The 17,498-nt window shown below is 66.4% G+C and carries 24 protein-coding genes; 12 read left to right on the top strand and 12 right to left on the bottom strand.

Features of this window, described 5'->3' with window-relative positions:
• Positions 1-78 precede the first annotated feature (78 nt).
• The 7 genes from AC3WTE_RS02660 to AC3WTE_RS02630 all read right to left on the bottom strand — a co-directional run bounded on the left by AC3WTE_RS02660 (position 79) and on the right by AC3WTE_RS02630 (position 4,233).
• On the bottom strand, positions 79-561 hold the full coding sequence (locus AC3WTE_RS02660) for a hypothetical protein (RefSeq protein ID WP_492435392.1): 483 nt from the start codon (positions 559-561) through the stop codon (positions 79-81).
• Positions 558-791, bottom strand: a complete 234-nt coding sequence (locus tag AC3WTE_RS02655) for a hypothetical protein (protein WP_492435391.1) — start codon at positions 789-791, stop codon at positions 558-560. The genes AC3WTE_RS02660 and AC3WTE_RS02655 overlap by 4 nt, the downstream gene beginning before the upstream one ends.
• Positions 784-1,026 carry an NUMOD4 domain-containing protein gene (locus tag AC3WTE_RS02650; protein ID WP_492435389.1) on the bottom strand — a complete coding sequence of 81 codons (243 nt, stop codon included), beginning with the start codon at positions 1,024-1,026 and terminating at the stop codon, positions 784-786. Before AC3WTE_RS02650 ends, AC3WTE_RS02655 begins: the two co-directional genes overlap by 8 nt.
• Before the next feature lie 594 nt (positions 1,027-1,620).
• On the bottom strand, positions 1,621-1,788 hold the full coding sequence (locus AC3WTE_RS02645; protein ID WP_492435388.1) for a hypothetical protein: 168 nt from the start codon (positions 1,786-1,788) through the stop codon (positions 1,621-1,623).
• A 50-nt stretch (positions 1,789-1,838) separates the two neighbouring features.
• Positions 1,839-2,174 (bottom strand): hypothetical protein, encoded by a 336-nt coding sequence (locus AC3WTE_RS02640; protein WP_492435386.1) that lies wholly within the window; start codon positions 2,172-2,174, stop codon positions 1,839-1,841.
• A 530-nt stretch (positions 2,175-2,704) separates the two neighbouring features.
• Positions 2,705-2,911 (bottom strand): excisionase family DNA-binding protein, encoded by a 207-nt coding sequence (locus AC3WTE_RS02635; RefSeq protein WP_492435384.1) that lies wholly within the window; start codon positions 2,909-2,911, stop codon positions 2,705-2,707.
• A gap of 143 nt (positions 2,912-3,054) precedes the next feature.
• Positions 3,055-4,233 carry a tyrosine-type recombinase/integrase gene (locus AC3WTE_RS02630; protein WP_492435383.1) on the bottom strand — a complete coding sequence of 393 codons (1,179 nt, stop codon included), beginning with the start codon at positions 4,231-4,233 and terminating at the stop codon, positions 3,055-3,057.
• Between the two features lie 391 nt (positions 4,234-4,624).
• Between AC3WTE_RS02630 and AC3WTE_RS02625 the strand changes: the two genes are divergently transcribed.
• Entirely contained in the window at positions 4,625-4,816 is a 192-nt protein-coding gene (locus AC3WTE_RS02625; protein ID WP_492435381.1) for an excalibur calcium-binding domain-containing protein, read from the top strand.
• A 23-nt stretch (positions 4,817-4,839) separates the two neighbouring features.
• Here the strand turns inward: AC3WTE_RS02625 and AC3WTE_RS02620 are convergent, their stop codons facing one another.
• Genes AC3WTE_RS02620 through AC3WTE_RS02610 form a run of 3 tightly spaced genes read right to left on the bottom strand, consistent with a single transcriptional unit; the run spans position 4,840 to position 6,182 of the window.
• Positions 4,840-5,052 (bottom strand): three-helix bundle dimerization domain-containing protein, encoded by a 213-nt coding sequence (locus AC3WTE_RS02620; protein WP_492435379.1) that lies wholly within the window; start codon positions 5,050-5,052, stop codon positions 4,840-4,842.
• A gap of 57 nt (positions 5,053-5,109) precedes the next feature.
• A complete protein-coding gene (locus AC3WTE_RS02615) occupies positions 5,110-5,589 on the bottom strand; it encodes a DUF6653 family protein (protein WP_492435377.1) in 480 nt (159 codons plus the stop codon).
• Entirely contained in the window at positions 5,586-6,182 is a 597-nt protein-coding gene (locus tag AC3WTE_RS02610) for a TetR/AcrR family transcriptional regulator (protein WP_492435376.1), read from the bottom strand. Before AC3WTE_RS02610 ends, AC3WTE_RS02615 begins: the two co-directional genes overlap by 4 nt.
• 530 nt (positions 6,183-6,712) lie before the next feature.
• On the opposite strand from AC3WTE_RS02610, the gene AC3WTE_RS02605 reads away from it, so the two are divergent.
• The 6 genes from AC3WTE_RS02605 (at position 6,713) to AC3WTE_RS02580 (ending at position 10,456) form a co-directional block, all read left to right on the top strand.
• On the top strand, positions 6,713-7,048 hold the full coding sequence (locus AC3WTE_RS02605; protein WP_492435374.1) for a hypothetical protein: 336 nt from the start codon (positions 6,713-6,715) through the stop codon (positions 7,046-7,048).
• A gap of 112 nt (positions 7,049-7,160) precedes the next feature.
• Complete coding sequence (locus AC3WTE_RS02600) at positions 7,161-7,673, top strand: Rv1352/Rv1906c domain-containing protein (protein WP_492435373.1); 513 nt, start codon at positions 7,161-7,163, stop codon at positions 7,671-7,673.
• An 18-nt stretch (positions 7,674-7,691) separates the two neighbouring features.
• Positions 7,692-8,345 carry a DedA family protein gene (locus AC3WTE_RS02595; RefSeq protein WP_459369795.1) on the top strand — a complete coding sequence of 218 codons (654 nt, stop codon included), beginning with the start codon at positions 7,692-7,694 and terminating at the stop codon, positions 8,343-8,345.
• A 52-nt stretch (positions 8,346-8,397) separates the two neighbouring features.
• A complete protein-coding gene (locus AC3WTE_RS02590; protein WP_492435370.1) occupies positions 8,398-9,168 on the top strand; it encodes a Clp protease N-terminal domain-containing protein in 771 nt (256 codons plus the stop codon).
• 123 nt (positions 9,169-9,291) lie between these two features.
• A complete protein-coding gene (locus AC3WTE_RS02585; RefSeq protein WP_492435369.1) occupies positions 9,292-9,840 on the top strand; it encodes a hypothetical protein in 549 nt (182 codons plus the stop codon).
• A 79-nt stretch (positions 9,841-9,919) separates the two neighbouring features.
• Positions 9,920-10,456, top strand: a complete 537-nt coding sequence (locus AC3WTE_RS02580) for a GNAT family N-acetyltransferase (RefSeq protein WP_492435367.1) — start codon at positions 9,920-9,922, stop codon at positions 10,454-10,456.
• On the opposite strand, the gene zapE is transcribed toward AC3WTE_RS02580, so the two are convergent.
• Positions 10,453-11,496 carry a cell division protein ZapE gene (gene zapE / locus AC3WTE_RS02575; RefSeq protein ID WP_492435366.1) on the bottom strand — a complete coding sequence of 348 codons (1,044 nt, stop codon included), beginning with the start codon at positions 11,494-11,496 and terminating at the stop codon, positions 10,453-10,455. The genes AC3WTE_RS02580 and zapE overlap by 4 nt on opposite strands.
• 34 nt (positions 11,497-11,530) lie before the next feature.
• Here zapE and AC3WTE_RS02570 point away from each other — a divergent pair, with 34 nt between their 5' ends.
• Genes AC3WTE_RS02570 through AC3WTE_RS02550 form a run of 5 tightly spaced genes read left to right on the top strand, consistent with a single transcriptional unit; the run spans position 11,531 to position 16,789 of the window.
• Positions 11,531-12,322 (top strand): pyrimidine reductase family protein, encoded by a 792-nt coding sequence (locus tag AC3WTE_RS02570; RefSeq protein ID WP_492435364.1) that lies wholly within the window; start codon positions 11,531-11,533, stop codon positions 12,320-12,322.
• A 36-nt stretch (positions 12,323-12,358) separates the two neighbouring features.
• Entirely contained in the window at positions 12,359-13,927 is a 1,569-nt protein-coding gene (locus AC3WTE_RS02565) for an alpha/beta fold hydrolase (protein WP_492435362.1), read from the top strand.
• A gap of 35 nt (positions 13,928-13,962) precedes the next feature.
• Positions 13,963-15,258 carry an arabinofuranan 3-O-arabinosyltransferase gene (gene aftC, locus AC3WTE_RS02560; protein WP_492435360.1) on the top strand — a complete coding sequence of 432 codons (1,296 nt, stop codon included), beginning with the start codon at positions 13,963-13,965 and terminating at the stop codon, positions 15,256-15,258.
• Positions 15,259-15,289: 31 nt separating this feature from the next.
• Positions 15,290-15,706 (top strand): peptide-methionine (R)-S-oxide reductase MsrB, encoded by a 417-nt coding sequence (gene msrB / locus AC3WTE_RS02555; protein WP_492435359.1) that lies wholly within the window; start codon positions 15,290-15,292, stop codon positions 15,704-15,706.
• A gap of 3 nt (positions 15,707-15,709) precedes the next feature.
• Positions 15,710-16,789 (top strand): VIT1/CCC1 transporter family protein, encoded by a 1,080-nt coding sequence (locus AC3WTE_RS02550; RefSeq protein ID WP_492435357.1) that lies wholly within the window; start codon positions 15,710-15,712, stop codon positions 16,787-16,789.
• A gap of 3 nt (positions 16,790-16,792) precedes the next feature.
• On the opposite strand, the gene hemQ is transcribed toward AC3WTE_RS02550, so the two are convergent.
• A complete protein-coding gene (gene hemQ / locus AC3WTE_RS02545; RefSeq protein WP_492435355.1) occupies positions 16,793-17,494 on the bottom strand; it encodes a hydrogen peroxide-dependent heme synthase in 702 nt (233 codons plus the stop codon).
• Between the last annotated feature and the right edge of the window lie 4 nt (positions 17,495-17,498).

Genomic DNA, 17,498 nt, shown 5'->3' with positions numbered 1-17,498 from the left:
CCTGCGATCTGAAACTGTTGTCCGCGCCGGGCGGCAACAGCACCATAGTAACATACCCCTGGGGGTATGACTAACGGTTCAGTCTTTGTTTCGCGGTCCGAACGCCGATGCGAACGACGGCCCCGACAGTGATGTTTGGCGGCCCGTCGTGCCCGACACGAGTTCACCGCCAAAAATGTTGCGGCGCGGTGCTTCTTTGATGCCGAACGTTTCTTTCGCGGTCGACATCGCCGCTGTCAACTTGCCGGTGTCGATGGTGCCGTCATCGGCTAGCAGGTCGCCGAGTTGGGCCACCGCGAACACAGCGGCCGGGCGCATCCCGGCAGCGATGACTTGTTGCTCGACGAGTTGGCGTTGCAGGGCCGTGAGTCGGTCCTCCGCATTGTTAGCGCGGTCGCGGTATCCGGCCGACTCGCGGCGCAGCTTCTCGACCGCGCTGCGCGGAAACGTGTCGGTGGGGTCGACGTCAGCCGGTACCTCGACGGAATCGGCCTTTTCGACGTCGTCGATTGAACTCGCTTCCGTCGGCGCCGTGGTCTGGCCCGCGTTGGTGTCGGTCATGGGGTTGGGCTCTCCTCGCTGGTGGTGAGTGGATGGGTGACGGTGGCCCGCTCTGACCGTCGTCGCACGCCGGTCGGCGTGAGTTCGTAGTACGTCACGTCGACCTGGGTTGCGCTGTTCGCCAAGGCGACTAGGTCGTCGATCACTGCAGCAGGCCGTGGCACGGTGTCGCGCGGCGGGCGCTGGTAGTCGTCGAATGCTGCCCGCAGCGGGTCGCGGCGCTCAGACATGCTGGCTGGTCTCCTTTCGGGCGTTAGGACTCACGTAGAACGTCGTGCGTTCACGCCCCGGCCGATAGAGGGTCACGTGGCCGTCGTTGACTTTGAGTAGTCGGCCCGGGACGCGTCGGCGCTGTCCTCGGGCGTTCACGACCACGCGGGCGACGCCACGTACACGGCCACGACTGGATACTTCGTAGTAGCCAGCGAATCCGTCGACCGGGCGCCAAAGCTCGACGGCGCTCATTGGCGTGTCTCCATACCCGCGAGCTGTCCCAGTGAGGCGAGCAGCAGATACCACCTGTCACGTCCGCAGGGCGCTTGCCGCTCCCCCGGCTGGGACTGGCCGCGCGGCCAAACGTGCCGGTGGTCACGACCGCAAAAGGGGCAAGGCCCGACGATGACCCACCGACCGCCGTCGCGGTCGACGACCCGCCGAACGACCACGCCGGGCGCCACCACGCCTTGCGAAACGAGCTGCGCCACAACACTTGCCGCGTCACCGCCACTCAGGTCGAGGTTGTGCCGGATGCCGGCGGAGTCGATGACAGATATGCGAACGGGGTTGTTTGTGCTCATCGCCGCACCCCCGAACCCGCTGCCCGGTCGGCTGCCTTAGCAGATGCCGGGTCGATTGCGTAGGTGCGCAATTCGCCGATGCGGTTGCAATGGGCCACAACGTCTGATGATGGTGCCCCTGAATGCCATTGGTGGACATGTTCGGTCCAGCAGAACGGGCACATGACGTGAACAAGGCGCCCGGCCCCGGCGTACGAGACCCGCTCAGCGCGAGCAACGTACTGTGCGCCTGGCCGAGGTTGGTGGCGAGTGTGTCGCAGACTCATTTGGCCACCGCCTGCAGCAGCCGCCCCAGTTCGGCTGCGTCGTCGAGTGTCAGCTCGAATTGGACGCTGACGCCGAATGCGTCGGTGGTGTTGACGTGCACGACGGTGGTCGGATCACCGGCAATGTCGACTGTGTCGACCCGCATCTCTGTCTCATCGCCCATGGGACGATTACCTGCCTTCCATATATTCAATTGTGTTGGTGTACAGCGTTTTACAGCCAGGGCAGCAGTACTCGCGCCTGCTCGACTACCCCGTCGAGACATTCGAGGCAGGCGCACGCCATCGCAGTTGTGATCTGGCGTTGGTCTGGCGAACGACGTGCCCTGATGTCCGCACGCACCTTTGCGTATGCGGCCGCTGCACGTTCGTGCTGCTCGTGGTCATCACGCGTTGCCCGGCGGATGCCGGCGCTGATTCGGGCCGTATGAAACCGCTTACTGCTCATTGCGCAGTCGTGCATCCGCGTGGCTCCGCAAATTCCGCAGTTCACTGATAAGGCCAGGGCGTCGCGGGTTTCGTTGCGTTCAGCCACCGCGGTGCCCTTCATCGCCCCAGCGCCTTGCAGCCGTCTGCCAACGATCGTATTGGCGGGGCATTCTTGTTGCCCGCAGCAAAGTTTGAAAGCGACCCTGCCCCCGCGCGAAAGCGTCCCTGAGCGGTTTTCGCCAAGGGTCGTATTGCAGGGTCAGTTTTACTCGCACAAAGGGACGGTTCTCGTTGATATAGGGTCGCTTTTGTTTTGCGCAAAACATGTACTTACCTGCGTGTATGTTGCTGACAGGGTCGGCAGGGACGCTTTTTCCGAGTTGACGGACCCTATCGCTTATGTTGTGTGCGTTTTGCCTGCTCACATCGGCATTCGGACGGTTCGCGCCCTGCGAAGTGGGACTCATATGCAGAAAGCGACCCTGCCGACCCTGCCAAGTCCTCCAGCAAACACCAGGCTGCGCCCGATTCCTCGGACGCAACTCGGAACGCAGGCCCGGTCTGCGGCGCGAGATTCCGCGCAGTTGGGCAGCAGCCTCGCAGTCCTCGAATGTGATGATGCGCGTTTCGGTGTCTGTCATGCGGTGGCCGTCAGACGTGAGCGGCGGGAATGGGCTGCATCGCGTTTTCGACCTCGTCGAGCCGCAGGCGAACGGTGCGAGTGTTCCCGATTCGATAGCCGGTCAATCGACCGTCACTGATCATCGTTCGGATTGTGCGGACGCCCACGCCCAGTATCTCGCCGGCCTGCTTCTGGGTGATGAACTTCGCGCGAGTCAACGCTTCGGCACGTGGCATGGTCAGACACTCCCTGTATTCAATTTTGTACCGGCGCTTAGAGCCAGCGGCAGAATGCTACACCCGCCACCGCGCAGTTTTGAACAACCGGCCGCAAACTGAGCCAACCCGCCGCAAAACGCGCGACACTTCGTCTAATTTCCTTACTTGCCAACGGGTTTCGGTGGCATCACCAAATCGGACAGCAATGCCGCAATCTGCCTATCTCGACCCCGGGCCGCATGTTGGTAGCGCATCGCCGCACCCGGCGTCGAATGACCTAAGCGGACCATCAGCTCGGCCAATGTGGCGCCGGTCGCCGCCGCCAGCACCGCGCCGCTGTGGCGTAGGTCATGCCACCGCAGGTCGTCGCGCCCGGCCTCGCTGCGAGCCCGGTAATACTGCCGATAGAGCGATGCCGGGGCGAGATGCCCACCCTTTTGCGCCGGGAATAGCAGCGCATCACGGTCGCCGCCGACAAACCGAGTGAGATGATCGTCGATCGCTGGCAGTAGATGCGGCGGCACCGCAACGTCGCGGATGCCTGCATCAGACTTCGGCGTGGTGACCTCGAACCCGTCGTCGACACGAACGACCGCACGTTCTACCCGAACAGTGGCGTAGCGCACCGGATCGTCGCCCTCGACCTCGGCGGGTTCAAACGCGAACACAATGTCGCGGCGGCGCAGCTCGGTCAGCTCGCCGAACCTCAGCGCGCACCAGCTGGCCAGCAGCACCATTAGCTGCAGCCGGTCGGGCATCGCGGCGGTGATCGTCGCGATTTCGTCGAGTGATGCCGGCCTGATCTTGTGCACGCGCGTCGACGCGCCGGCACCGCGAATCACACACGGATTCGTCGTGGCTTTCCCGTCGCTCACCGCAGTGCCCATGATGGTGCGCATCAAGCCATAGGCGTGAGCACGGAGCGTGGGCGTGTCGTCGCCCATCTTGGTATGCCAGGCACGAACATCGTCGGCAGTGATGGATGCGATGGGTAGCGCCCCGAACGCCGGCAGCAGGTGGTGCTCAAGCATTTTCGTGTAATGCTCGCGCGATCGCTGTTTCAGGTCGCGGTGGCGCATCCAATCATCGGCGTATGTCCTGAAGGTCAGACGCGGGGTCGGTGTGGTGCGTGCCTCGGGCGGTTGCCACTGCTGCTTCACGATTTCGGCCTGCTGCAGCGCCAGCCACGCGCGGGCGTCTTTCGTGGTCAAGAACAGGGTTGGCGCTTTGTGGCGACGTCCGTCAGGTCCGTAGTAGCGCGCCCGGTACCCGGTCGCGAGCTTGTCCACGGAACCGAATGTTCCTGTCGCTCGGTCTTTTCTGCCGGCGCCGCGCGTCATTTTGTGCCCCTCCGTGCTGTACTGTCGCCGTCAGGTCGTGACCTGATTATGACCTGACACAGCATACAAACGTTCCGCAGATTGCCGGAGTCTTCCGCTACACTAATCGAGGTCAGAGCAGGTAACACGCACATCTGCGCTGATCAACCCGCCCACGCTAGCAAACCGACTGAACTGGTTCAATCCCAGTATCGCGCACCACGATCTTCAGGACAGGTCCGGTTTTCGAACCGGGCGTTTTCTTGTTTCGCGGCAACCAGCAACCGCACGTGCCTTCACAGCCAATCTGCAGGAATTTCCCCATTCCGCTTACAGACCAGCACAAGCCCAGGTAGCGTCCAGCTCGCAATATCGGCATATTGCCGTCCGAGCTAACTCTCCGAGGTCGAAAATGTTGCGCGCTTTGATCGTTGCTGCCCTGATCGCGTCTGCCGGGGTGGTCATCGCCCCCGCCGCGCAAGCATCGGGATACAAGAACTGTTCGGCAGCCCACGCCGATGGTCGGTACAACATCCCGCAGGGCGATCCCGACTACAAGGCGTCCCAAGACCGCGACGGCGACGGGATCGCCTGCGAAGGCTAAATCTGAGGCCGTCGGAATACGACTCAGACCGCGGCAGCCCGCGCGCCTTCATCGAGTTCCGCACGGACGTGTCGCTCTACCAGGAGGGGCACGAAATCCCGCACGCTACTCGAGGCGAAACCGTCGTGCGTTTGCCGGACTGCGGTGGCGATCTGCGCGGGATCGAGCGACGGGTATCGAGCCGTCAAGCGTGCCACGACTTCGCCGATCGCTCGCTCTTCGCTGAACTCGCGCATCGACCTATTCTCGCGCGGCGCTCCCCCGCGCGCGGCTAAAGCGCGAAATGAGTCCGGTCACCGACCGGCGGTCACCTCGTCGTAGAAGACGCCCAGCCGGTCGATGCGCCACAGCTGCCCATAAACGACGAGTACGGCGCCAAAGACCGCCGGCCAGATGAGCAGCGCGGCAAGGCCCCACGTCAGCAGGGCTACGCCGGCCACCGCGCCGACGATCCAAACTCGTTGCACCACAGCGAAACCCGCCGGCATGCTCGAGCGATCCTGCAGCCACAGCCGTTCGCCATAGATGCCGCGAGACGACCAGGCAACCGGTTCGTCGACGGGCGCGAACGCGTGCGGATTCCACCACAGCCAGAGGATGACGACGCCGACGGGCACCAACGCCCACCACCCGATCCAGACGCGGCTCCAGATCGCGAGCATCATCAGCGGGATGGCCGCGAATCGTGTCCACACGCTCCATGGGTTGGCGTGGCGGCGCCAGGCCTCGTCGCTCATGCCGGCCGCGCGGGCGTACCTGTCCAGATGTTTCATCTGAGCATCCCCCTTGCCAGAGTCCGGATGGTCGCCTCGAGCACGGCGTCATAGTCGGTGCCGAACCGGTCCTTGTTCATCACGAGCAGACCGACCGACCGCATGACCCCCAGCAGGGCCTCCGGCGCGATGTCGTCGACCAGGACGCCGGCCCGCTGGCCGGCCGCGAGGTAGTCGAGCACCGGGCTGACGATCCGCCGCATGACCCGGGCGAGTTGCTCGGGCCCGACACGTCGGGTGACCGCCGTCAGCTCATCGGCACGCATCAGGAGCCTCCGATAGAACGGATCGTCGACGAGCACGTCGGTGATGGCGCGCATGAGGGCGACCAGGTTCTCCTCACCGACGGGCCGGCCCAGGGCCCCGGCGAGCCCTGCACCGACCAAGGGCGCACGCCGCAGCATCGCTTCCAGATAGAGCGATTCCTTCGAATCGAAGAAGGCGTAGAAGCTGCCTTTGGCAATCCCCGCCGGCTGGACGAGCTCGTCCAGCGACGTCTTCTTCAGGCCCTGGGAGGCGAACAGCTGCTCGGCCGTATCCACCAGGATGCGCGCGATGTCGTCCTTTTCATCGGACGTGAAAGCGACGGCCATATCTATGACTCCTTTGGCCATTCAGTCATAGGGTACTCGTTTCAGCTGTGGCGACCAGGGCATCCCAACTCCACTCGCAGGCCACGAGGCGCCGCGACAGTGAACACGCTAGGACCCCCGCCACGCAACGAGTAACGATTTACTGCTGCGCATCGATGAAGTAGACCGAGCCGTCTCATTCAATAGCTGTTCGGCGATATCGACCCGATATCCAGCTAACTCAACCGCCGCGACCTCCGTCGCGGTGACCCGCACGGGTCAGTCGCCTACTCAGAGGTGTCACGAGACAGTCATCGCTGCAGTTCAAATGCCTTGCCAGCGCGGCGTTGCCCGATCGGGGACCTTGATCACCGCGACGTCACATGCGTCCCAGTCGGCCACTCAGCAGCGCTCACCCTTGATTTGACCAGCAAATATCAATCTTCAAAATCAAGATGACCAAAAAGTTCGCTCAGATGCTTGCGAAGCGCTGGAATGTGGACTAGAAATATTTGCTGTAAGCGAGTTTCGCTCCAGGAGGGACACCAGTCATGGCTAACATCACCACTCGCATCGCAGGATCGATCGCACTGGCCGGAGGCGCCGCCATCGTCGCGCTCGCCGGTGCCGGCGCCGCCTCGGCCGCCCCGACCCCGCCGCCGCCGAACCCGATCCAGGCGATCGGCCAGTTCGGCACCCAGCTCAACCACGCCGTTGGCCAGTTCGGCACTGACAACGAGCAGGCCCTCGGCAAGGCCGGTACCTACTACAACCAGGCCACCGGCACCGCTGGTAGCTACTACGAGCAGGGCGCGGGCCAGCTGGGCACCTTCGCCACCCAGCAGCTCGTCGGCCTGGTGGGCGGCGTCTTCGCACCGCAGCACTGATCGCGCGAACCGTCATCGTCAGGGCGTGGGCCACAACGGCCCACGCGCTGCGGTGTTTTCTGCACCACTGCGCACCCCACGCACATTGCTAGAAGAGCTAAACTTTGTCGTCATGAGCTCAAAGACGTCGATCGCCGCCGCCGCGGCACTGGCCGTGGTGAGCTGGGCCACTTCGACGGCCATCGCCATGGCCGACCCCACGCCGGCTCCCCCGGGTCCCGCCGCCCCCAACCCGGCCGGCCCGAAGACCAGCATCGACGGCGACGGCCTGTTCATCGTCGGCAAGGACATCGCGCCCGGCACGTACGCCACGGCCGGCCCGGTCGGCGATCACCGCTGCTACTGGCGCCGCATGAACAACGTGGATCCGCACGCCAAGGACAACGTCATCGACAGCGCCATGAGCGCCAAGCCGCAGGTCGTCCTCATCGACGTGACGGACAAGGCATTCAAGACCAGCGGCTGCCAGCCCTGGCACGTCACCGACGCCGCGCCGGACTCCCCCGGACCGGGACCGAACATCTCCCCGCAGGCGCGCGCCGCGATCGCGATTCTCGGCACCCTCGGCGGCGGTGGTGGTCCCGCGCCGGCACCCGCACCGGCACCGGCGCCGCCCGCGCAGTAGTAGTGCATCCTTAGCGGCATGGACGTCGACACGCTGCTGCAATCGATCCCGCCACTGGCGGTGTATCTCGTGGTGGGGCTCGTGATCGGGCTGGAAAGCCTGGGCATCCCGCTGCCGGGCGAGATCATTCTGGTCACGGCTGCGGTCCTGGCGACGCGACACACCCTCGACATCGACCCGGCCGCCGTCGGGCTCTCGGCCGCCGCCGGCGCCATCATCGGCGACTCGATCGGATACAGCATCGGCCGACGCTTCGGCATGTCGCTGTTCGAACGCCTCGGCCGCAGGTTTCCCAAACACTTCGGGCCGGGCCACGTCGCGCTTGCGCGCCGGCTCTTCAGCCGCTGGGGCGTCTGGGCCGTCTTCTTCGGCCGCTTCGTCGCACTGCTGCGCATCTTCGCGGGCCCCCTGGCCGGTGCTCTCAAGATGCGATACCCCCACTTCCTGGCGGCGAACGCGGCCGGCGGCGTGGTGTGGGCCTGTGGCACCACTGCCGTCGTCTATTACCTGGGCGTGGCCGCCGAGAAGTGGCTGGCCCGGTTCTCCTGGGTTGCCTTGCTGGTCGGCGCCCTGCTCGCCTTGACCGTCACCCTGGTGCTGAAGGAGCGCACGGCCAAGGCGATCGAGCAGCTGGAAACCGAGCACGACTGGGATACCCTCCGCCACTCATAAATTTCGTCAACTTGCGGTTGACGATCTCCTGTCGTCAACCTAAGGTTGACGTATGTCCGAATCCGCACATACGTCGACCCCCAACCCGATCGCCGGCACCATCCGCCTCGACGACCTGATCGAGACGATCAAGAAGGTGCACACCGAACCGCTCGACCAACTCACCGACGCGATGCTCGCCGCCGAACACCTCGGTGACATCGCCGACCATCTCATCGGCCACTTCGTCGACCAGGCCCGCCGCTCGGGCGCGTCCTGGACCGACATCGGCAGCAGCATGGGCGTCACCAAACAGGCCGCCCAGAAACGCTTCGTCCCCAAGGAACCCCGGTTCGACACCATGGATCCGAAGGACGGATTCAGCCGCTTCACCCCGCGCGCCCGGACCGCCGTCGTCGAAGCCCAGCAAGCCGCACACACGTCGCGCAGCGCCGAGATCACCCCCGACCATCTGTTGCTCGGACTGCTCACCGATCCGGGCTCACTGGCGATGGTCCTGCTGAGCAACCAGGGTGTCACCGCCGACCAGATTCGCACGGCCGCCGCCGTCCCCGTCGGCGCCGCCGAACCCAAGGCCCTGATCCCATTCGACAGCGCCGCCAAGAAGGTGCTGGAGCTGACCTTCCGCGAGGCACTTCGGCTGGGGCACAACTACATCGGGACCGAGCACATCCTGCTGGCACTGCTCGAATCCGAGGACACCGACGGACCCTTGCACCACCTCGGGGTCGACAAGGGCCGCCTCGAAACCGAGCTGGAAAAGATGCTCAGCGACTTCGTCGCCGCCCAGCAGTCGCCCGGGGGCCAGCCCGGGCAGGCGTGAGTGTCCACTGACAGGGACGAAACGATCCACCGACCACGCTGAAGTGGCCAGATCTGGTCCATTCGGGCGAGGCCGTGATGGCGGTATGCCATCATGCGAGGCAGTCATAACTGAGAGGACGCGATGAGCACGGGCGTGAACGGCAACAGGACCTACCGCTGGTTGGCGGGTTTGCTCGGTGCGTTGACCCTGCTGGCCGCCACGCTGGCGCCGTCGGCGGCAGCCGAAACGAGCATCGGCAACCTGGGTCAGACCCTCCACGTCGACTTCAAGGGTCTCGTTGCGGATGTCACCGTCCACAACGTATTGCCGTCGGACGAACCGCCGGGCTGGACCTGGAACGGCTCGCCGCGCTGGCGCAATCAGGGCGGCCCCTGGAAGGCCGACGTCACCGTGCACGTCATCTCGACACCCAACCCCTACTGGATGGCCTCCGGTGTCACCTTCAGCGGCGTCACCCCGTACGCCGACGCGTACGTGTCCAAGCACACCGACGACCCCAACGCGTTGGAAACCAAGCTGCTGAACTCGCCGGCGGGCTCGACCGTCGACGGCGTCGTCTACTGGGACGTCTATCGCGGGCTGGTGACCAACGTGGTCATGCTGAACCCGGCCACCGGCACCCACCTGGCGCAGTGGAACATCTGGCAGCCGGGCGACCAGCTGCCCTGAGGCTCCCAAGATCGCACATAAACTGCCCCTGCCCCTTGCGGACAGGGGCAGTTTTGTGGCTGGGGACAAGGAGATTCCGATGACGGTTCAGGTGCGGGCGGCGCAGGCCGACGATATCGCCGAGCTCGCTGACGTGGCTGCCGCGACCTTCCCGCTGGCGTGCCCCCCGTCGTCGACACCGGACAACATCGCCGCGTTCATCGCCGCCAATCTGTCCGCGGATCGTTTCGACGAGTACTTGAAAGATCCCGGGCGCGCCGTGTTCGTCGCGCACGACGACGCCCGAATCCTGGGCTACACCATGCTGATTCGTGGCGTGATCGACGACGCCGACGTGCAGCGTGCGGTGCCGGAGCGACCGGCCGTCGAACTGTCCAAGTGCTACGTACTGCCCGACGTCCATGGCGGCACGGTCGCCGCGGCACTCATGGATGCCTCGCTCGGGTTCGCCCGGGACCTCGGTGCCCGCTGCGTGTGGCTGGGCGTCAACGAGGAAAACGGGCGCGCCCAACGGTTTTACCGCAAGCACGGATTCGAGGTCAGCGGCACCAAGACCTTTCAGCTCGGCGAGCGAACCGAGAGCGACTACGTGCTGGTGCGGCCGCTGTCGCGCTAGGCGTGGAGCTGGGTGCCCTCATGGGTCAGCGCGAGCAGCCGGGACGTGGCGCGCAGGTACTTCTTGCGGAAGCCACCGGCGAGCATCTCCTCACTGAAGACGGTGTTCATCTTCTCCCCCGACGCCACCACGGGAACGCCGGCGTCGTAGAGGCGGTCGATCAGCGACACCAGGCGCAGCGCGACGGCCTGGTCGTACACCATGTGCACGCCGGTGATGAAAACCCGTTGCACGCCTTCGATCAACGCGTGATAGCGCGACGGGTGCATGGTCGCCAGGTGCGCGCACAAGGCGTCGAACTCGTCGAGCGTGGCGCCCTCGACACCGACGGCCCAGGACCGCACCTCGTCCTCCGACGGCGGCACCGGAGCCGACGGCAGTGCGCGCTGCCGGTAGTCGGGGCCCTCGACCCGGACGGTGGTGAAAATACTTGACAGCGTGTTGATTTCCCGCAGGAAGTCCTGCGCGGCGAAGCGCCCTTCACCGAGCTGTTCGGGCAGCGTGTTCGACGTCGCCGCGATGGACACGCCGCGCTCCACCAGCGCCGAGAGCAACCGGGAGATCAGAGTGGTGTTGCCGGGATCGTCGAGCTCGAACTCGTCGATGCAGACCACCACATAGTCGGACAGCAGGTCGATGCACTCGGTGAAGCCGAACACGCCGGCCAGCTGGGTCAGCTCACCGAACGTGGCGAATGCGGCAGGGCCCGCGTCGGCCCCGGCCAGCGAGTAATAGGTCGACGCCAGAAGGTGGGTCTTGCCGACGCCGAAGCCGCCGTCGAGGTACATGCCGACACCGGGCAGCGCTTCGCGCTTGCCGAACAACTTCTTCTTGCCGGCCCGCTGGCGGGTCGCGTCGTCGCAGAATTTGCGGGCCGAGACCACCGCCGCGGCCTGCGACGGCTCATTCGGATCCGGGCGGTAGGAGTCGAAGCTGACGTCGGCGAAGGTGGGTGGCGGAACCAGTTCGGCGATCAGTCTTTCCGGCGTGACGGTCGGGTGACGATCGGTCAGGTGCGCGACTTGGCTGGCCCCAGGCATTAACGCACCATAGCGGCGTGTTGCAATGATTCACGTGTCCGATCCCGACGCTGCGACGCAGCTCACAGAGCTCAGCGCGGTAGGCGCCGCCTTCCCGGCCGGCTCGGAGACCAGCGACGACACAGTGCTGGCGCCGTTCTACAGCTACCCCGCCGACCTCGACCGGCCCTGGGTGCGGGCCAACATGATCTCCAGCCTGGACGGCGGAGCCACCGACGACGGCCGCGCCGGCGGCCTCGCCGGTCCGGGCGACCGGGCACTGTTCGGCTACATGCGCCAGCAGGCCGACGTCATCCTGGTCGGCGCGGCGACCGTGCGCATCGAGAACTACTCCGGCGCCCAGATGTCCGCGGCACAGCGGCAGGCCCGTCAGCTCCGCGGCCAGGCCGAGGTGCCGCCGATCGCGGTGATAACCCACAGCGCGGACATCCCGCACGACGCCAAGTTCTTCACGCGCACCGAGGTGCCGCCGCTGATCCTCACCAGCCGCGACAGCATCGACGACACCTGCCGCCGGTTCACCGGGCTCGCCGAGGTCATCGACGCCTCCGGCACCGCACCCGACCGGGTCGACCCGCACGTCGTGCTCCGCATCCTCGACGAGCGCGGGCTGCGGCGGGTGCTGACCGAGGGCGGGCCGTCAGTGCTGAACATGTTGATCGAAGAAGATCTGATCGACGAGATGTGCGTGACCATCGCCCCCATCCTGGTCGGCGGATTCGCCCGGCGGATCGCCTCCGGTCCCGGTGAGGCCCACACCCGGCTGCGCCGCAGCCACGTGCTCACCGACACCGCGGGCTACCTGTACACGCGCTACGTCCGCTGACGGGTCCGGGCGACCGGCATCGCTACTGTGGTGGCCATGCGTCGCCGCCTGCTGCTCCCGGCCCTGAGCCTGTCGACCGTGGTGCTGTCGACGGTCGTCGCGGGATGCGCTCCGCTGCTGGCCACCAACCCCCGGTACGTCACCGACTCCGGTGCCCGCCCGCAGGGCGCAGCCACCACCTCCAAGGCGCCTGAGGGGCCGCCGCCGATCGCCGTGCCCAAGAAGGACCTGACGTGGCGCGAGTGCACGTCCCGGGTGTTCGGCGACGCGACGGTGCCCGCCGTGCCCGGCGTCATCCTCGACTGTTCCGATTACGATGCCGACCTCGATTCCCTGGGCGGCTCGGCCGGCACCGTCAGCATCGGCGTCGTACGTGCCCGCCTCGCCACCACCCCGGCCGACGCCGGACCGATCGTCATGACCACCGGATCGGACATCCCGACCTCACGTCAACTGCCGGTGTGGCTGCAGCGCGGCGGCGTCGACCTGCTGAAGACGCGCCCGGTCGTCGCCGTCGACCGCCGCGGCATGGGCATGTCCGGCCCGCTGAGCTGCGTGTCGACCAATGACCGCCAGGACCTACTGGACCAGGCCCAGTTCCTCGCCGGCGACGACCAGGTCGCCAACCTCGCGAAGGTCGCCACCTCGGCCACCACCGACTGCACCGACAGCATCGCGCCCGGAGAATCGGCCTACGACAACGCGCACTCGGCGGAGGACCTGGAACGCCTGCGCAGCACCTGGGACGTACCCGCGCTGGCCGTACTCGGCATCGGCAACGGCGCCCAGGTCGCGCTGGCGTACGCGGCGTCGCACCCGACCAAGGTCGCCCGGCTGGTGCTGGACTCCCCCTTGCCGCTGGGCGTCTCCGCCGAAGCCGCGGCCGAGCAGCGGGTCAAGGGCCAGCAGGCAGCGCTCGACGCGTTCGCCGCGCAGTGCGTGGCCAACAACTGCCCACTGGGCCCGGACCCCAAGGGCGCCATCGACGGCATGCTGGCCGACGCGCGTGCCGGCCGGGGTGCCGGCGGCGCCTCGACGGCCGGCCTGGTCGAGTCGATCACCACCGCACTCGGCTATCCGCGTGGCGACGGGCTGGCCAATACCCAATTTCTCGCCGGCGCACTGGCTTCGGCCCGAAACGGTGACCCGACCGCCCTCAACGCGCTGAGCGCGACGGCCGAGGCGACACGCCAGACCGACGGCCAGTTCGTCAACCGGTGCGACGACTCCGTCAACCGCCCCACCCCGGACCGGGTCCGCGAACTGCTCGTCGCCTGGCCCAAGAAGTACCCGCAGTTCGGCGCCGTCGGCGCACTCAGCCTGGCGCCGTGCCTGAGCTGGCCCAGCAGCCCCGCACCAGCACCGCCCAAGGAGCTGAAGGTCCCGATCCTGCTGCTGGGCACCCACAACGACGCGATCATCGGCGGCGACGGCATTGCCGCGGTGGCGGCCATGGCGATCAACGCGGGCACCAACAGCCGGCGCGTCATGTGGCAGGGCACGGGCCACGGCACCATCGTCTACACGGCGTGCGCCCTGCCGCCGGTGCAGGCGTACGTGAACACCGGCAAGCTGCCGGACACCGACACGTTCTGCCCGGCCTGAGCGGCCCGCCCAACACCCCGTTATAGGGTTCGGTGGTGACGCGCCCTCTATCGCTTCTGAGCGTCTTCGGTCCCCGCAGCGGCCCACCGAGCACCGCGGACGTCGTTCGCAATGCGCTGTGGCCCATCGCGATCGTGTCGATCATCCACCGCAGCTACGTGCTGACGACCAACGGTTACATCACCGATGACTTCGGTCCGGTGTACCGCGCGGTATCCAACTTCCGGCGGCACTGGGCGATCTACAACGAGCATTTCAACTACGTCGACCCGCACTACCTGTACCCGCCCGGCGGCACGCTGCTGCTGTCGCCGTTCGGCTTCCTGCCGGAGTTCGCCTCCCGGATGTGGTTCGTCGCGTTCAACTCGGTCGCGATCATCATCGCCGCCTGCCTTCTGGTACGGCTGTTCAAGTTCTCGCTCACGTCGGTGGCGTTGCCGGCCCTGCTGCTGGCCATGTACTGCACCGAATCGGTCACCAACACTTTGGTTTTCACCAACGTGAACGGGTGCATCCTGCTGGCCGAGGTGTTGTTCTTCACCTGGCTGCTGGACGGCAAGAAGAATCACGAGTGGTTGGCCGGCGCCGCGATCGGCCTGACCCTGGTACTCAAGCCACTGCTGGGTGTCCTGCTGCTCCTGCCGTTGCTGAACCGCCAGTGGCGGGCGCTGGTCGCCGCGTTCGCGATGCCGCTCATCTTCAACGCCGTGGCCTGGCCGCTGTCGGCCGATCCGATGGGCTTTGTCCGCAACACGGTGCCGTACATCTTCCAGACCCGCGACTACTTCAACAGCTCACTGCTGGGTAACGGCATCTACTACGGCCTGCCGATGTGGCTCATCATGGCGCTGCGCGTCGCCTTCGTGCTGCTGGCCGCGGCCAGCCTGTGGCTGCTGTACCGCTACTACCGCGAGCGCGACCAACTGTTCTGGATGCTGACCTCGTCGGGCGTGCTGCTGATCACCTCGTGGCTGGTGCTGTCCCTGGCGCAGGGCTACTACTCGATGATGCTGTTCCCGTTCCTCATGACGGTGGTCCTGCCGCGATCGACGATCCGCAGCTGGCCGGCCTGGCTCGCGGTGTACGGCTTCCTCACCATGGACCGCTGGCTGATGTGGCGCTGGCCGACCACGGGCCGCTTCCTCGAGTACATCAGGATCACCTACGGCTGGTCGCTCATGCTCGTCGTGGTGTTCTGCGTGCTGTACTTCCGCTACCTCGATGCCAAGAAGGACGGCCGGCTGGATCAGGGCATCGACCCGTTGTGGTTGTCGAGGGACGAATCGAAGTCCGAGCCTGCGGCAGCCTCCGCGGGTAGCGTGGGCGCATGACTCGCAGCGAGGAGCCGAAGGCGGATCGCGCATGACACTGCCGCCCCCCAAAGTTGAACTCTCCGACGCCCAGTGGCGCGAGAAGCTCTCGGCGGAGGAGTTTCACGTGCTGCGCGAGGCCGGGACGGAACGCCCCTTCGTCGGCGAGTACACCGACACCAAGACCGAGGGCATCTACCAATGCCGGGCCTGCGGCGCTGAGCTGTTCCGCAGCACCGAGAAGTTCGAATCCCATTGCGGCTGGCCGTCGTTCTTCGACCCGGCCGATTCGGACGCGGTGATCCTGCGGGCCGACAACAGCCTCGGCATGCGGCGCGTGGAGGTGCTGTGCGCCAATTGTCACAGCCACCTCGGGCACGTCTTCGAGGGCGAGGGCTACCCCACCCCAACCGACCAGCGCTACTGCATCAACTCGATCTCGCTTCGTCTGGTTCCGGCCGAGAGCTGAGACGTGGTTGCACAGCCCACCGACGCACAATTACGGCGGTGGCGTCAGCATCTGGCCAACGAACGCGCCGAGGCCGCCGTCTACCGGGATCTGGCGCAGCGCCGTGCGGGCGCCGAACGCGACATCCTGCTGCAACTGGCGACCGCCGAAGGTCGCCATGAGACGCACTGGCTGACGCTGCTCGGCGACCAGGTCGGCAAGCCACGCCGCCCCGACGTCCGGACTCGGCTGCTGGGCTTTCTCGCCCGTCACCTCGGATCGGTGTTCACGCTGGCCCTGGCCCAGCGGGCCGAAGCCCGCTCGGAGTACGACCACGACGCCGATGCCACACCCACGATGGCGGCCGACGAACGCATCCACATGGAGGTCGTGCGCGCCCTCGCCAGCCGCGGCCGCGACCAGCTGTCGGGCAGTTTCCGCGCCGCGGTGTTCGGGGCCAACGACGGACTGGTCAGCAATCTGGCGCTGGTGCTGGGCGTCGGCGCGACCGGGGTATCGAGCGCGACGATCCTGGCCACCGGTCTGGCCGGGTTGATCGCGGGAGCGCTGTCCATGGGCGCCGGCGAGTATGTGTCGGTCAACTCTCAGCTCGAACTGCTGGAGGCCTCGTTGCCCAGCGCCACGGCAGGTACCGCGGTGCAAGCCCTCGATGTCGACGCCAACGAGCTGGAGCTGGTGTACCGGGCCCGCGGGATGAGCCCACAGGAGGCCGCCGCCCGGGCTGCCGGAGTGTTCGCGAACCTGCGGTCGGGTGCACTGGCCGAGTCACCGCTCGGCGAGGTGTCGACCGAGAAACACGAAGCCGTGGGCACCGGAGTGCGGGCCGCGGTGTCCAGCTTCCTGTTCTTCGCGTCCGGCGCGCTGGTCCCGGTGCTGCCCTACCTGTTCGGGCTCACCGGCATCGCGGCTGTGGTGGTCTCGGCGGTCCTGGTCGGCTTGGCGTTGCTGTCGACGGGCATGGTCGTCGGCCTGCTCTCCGGCGGACCGCCGCTGCGACGGGCGCTGCGCCAGTTGATGATCGGCTACGGCGCCGCCGCGGTGACCTATGCACTGGGCCTGCTGTTCGGCGCCACTGCCGGCTGAGCACTACGGCAGGTTCGCGACCAACTGCTCGATACCGACGCGCGGGCCGGTGAAGAACGGCGTCTCCTCGCGGACGTGCCTGCGGGCGTCGGTGTAGCGCAGCTTCCACATCAGTTCGACGATGCGGGCCAGGTCCGGACCTTCGAACGCGAGGATCCACTCGTAGTCGCCCAGCGCGAAGGCCGGCACGGTGTTGGCGCGCACATCGGGGTACTCACGCCCGCCCATGCCGTGCTCGACCAGCATCCGGCGGCGGTCCTCGTCGGGCAGCAGGTACCAATCCAACGACCGCACGAACGGGTAGACGCAGATGTAGTCGCCGGGGTCCTCGCCCGCGATGAACGCCGGCAGGTGGCTCTTGTTGAACTCGGCCGGACGGTGCAGCGCGACGACGCTCCACACCGGTTCGCTGGCAGCGCCGAGGGCGGTGCGACGGAAGCCGGTGTAGGTGGCCTGCAGGTCCTCGACGCGTTCGGCGTGGGTCCACATCATGAAGTCGGCGTCGGCCCGGAAGCCGGCGACGTCATAGAGCCCGCGGACCACGACGCCCGCGTCCTCGCGCTTCTTGAGGTAGGCGGCGGTATCGGCGGCGATGGCGGCCCGCGACTTCTCGTCAGCAGGCAACTCATCCGGCTGGACGGCGAAGACCGAGATCATCATGTACCTGGTCACCGCATTGAGGGCGTCGTAGTCGAGCTTGGCCATTGTC

The organism is Mycobacterium sp. FW102-FHT13B02, assembly GCF_058790275.1.
The sequence above is the reverse complement of the archived record's forward strand: the minus strand, read 5'-3'. Positions and strand labels throughout refer to the sequence as shown.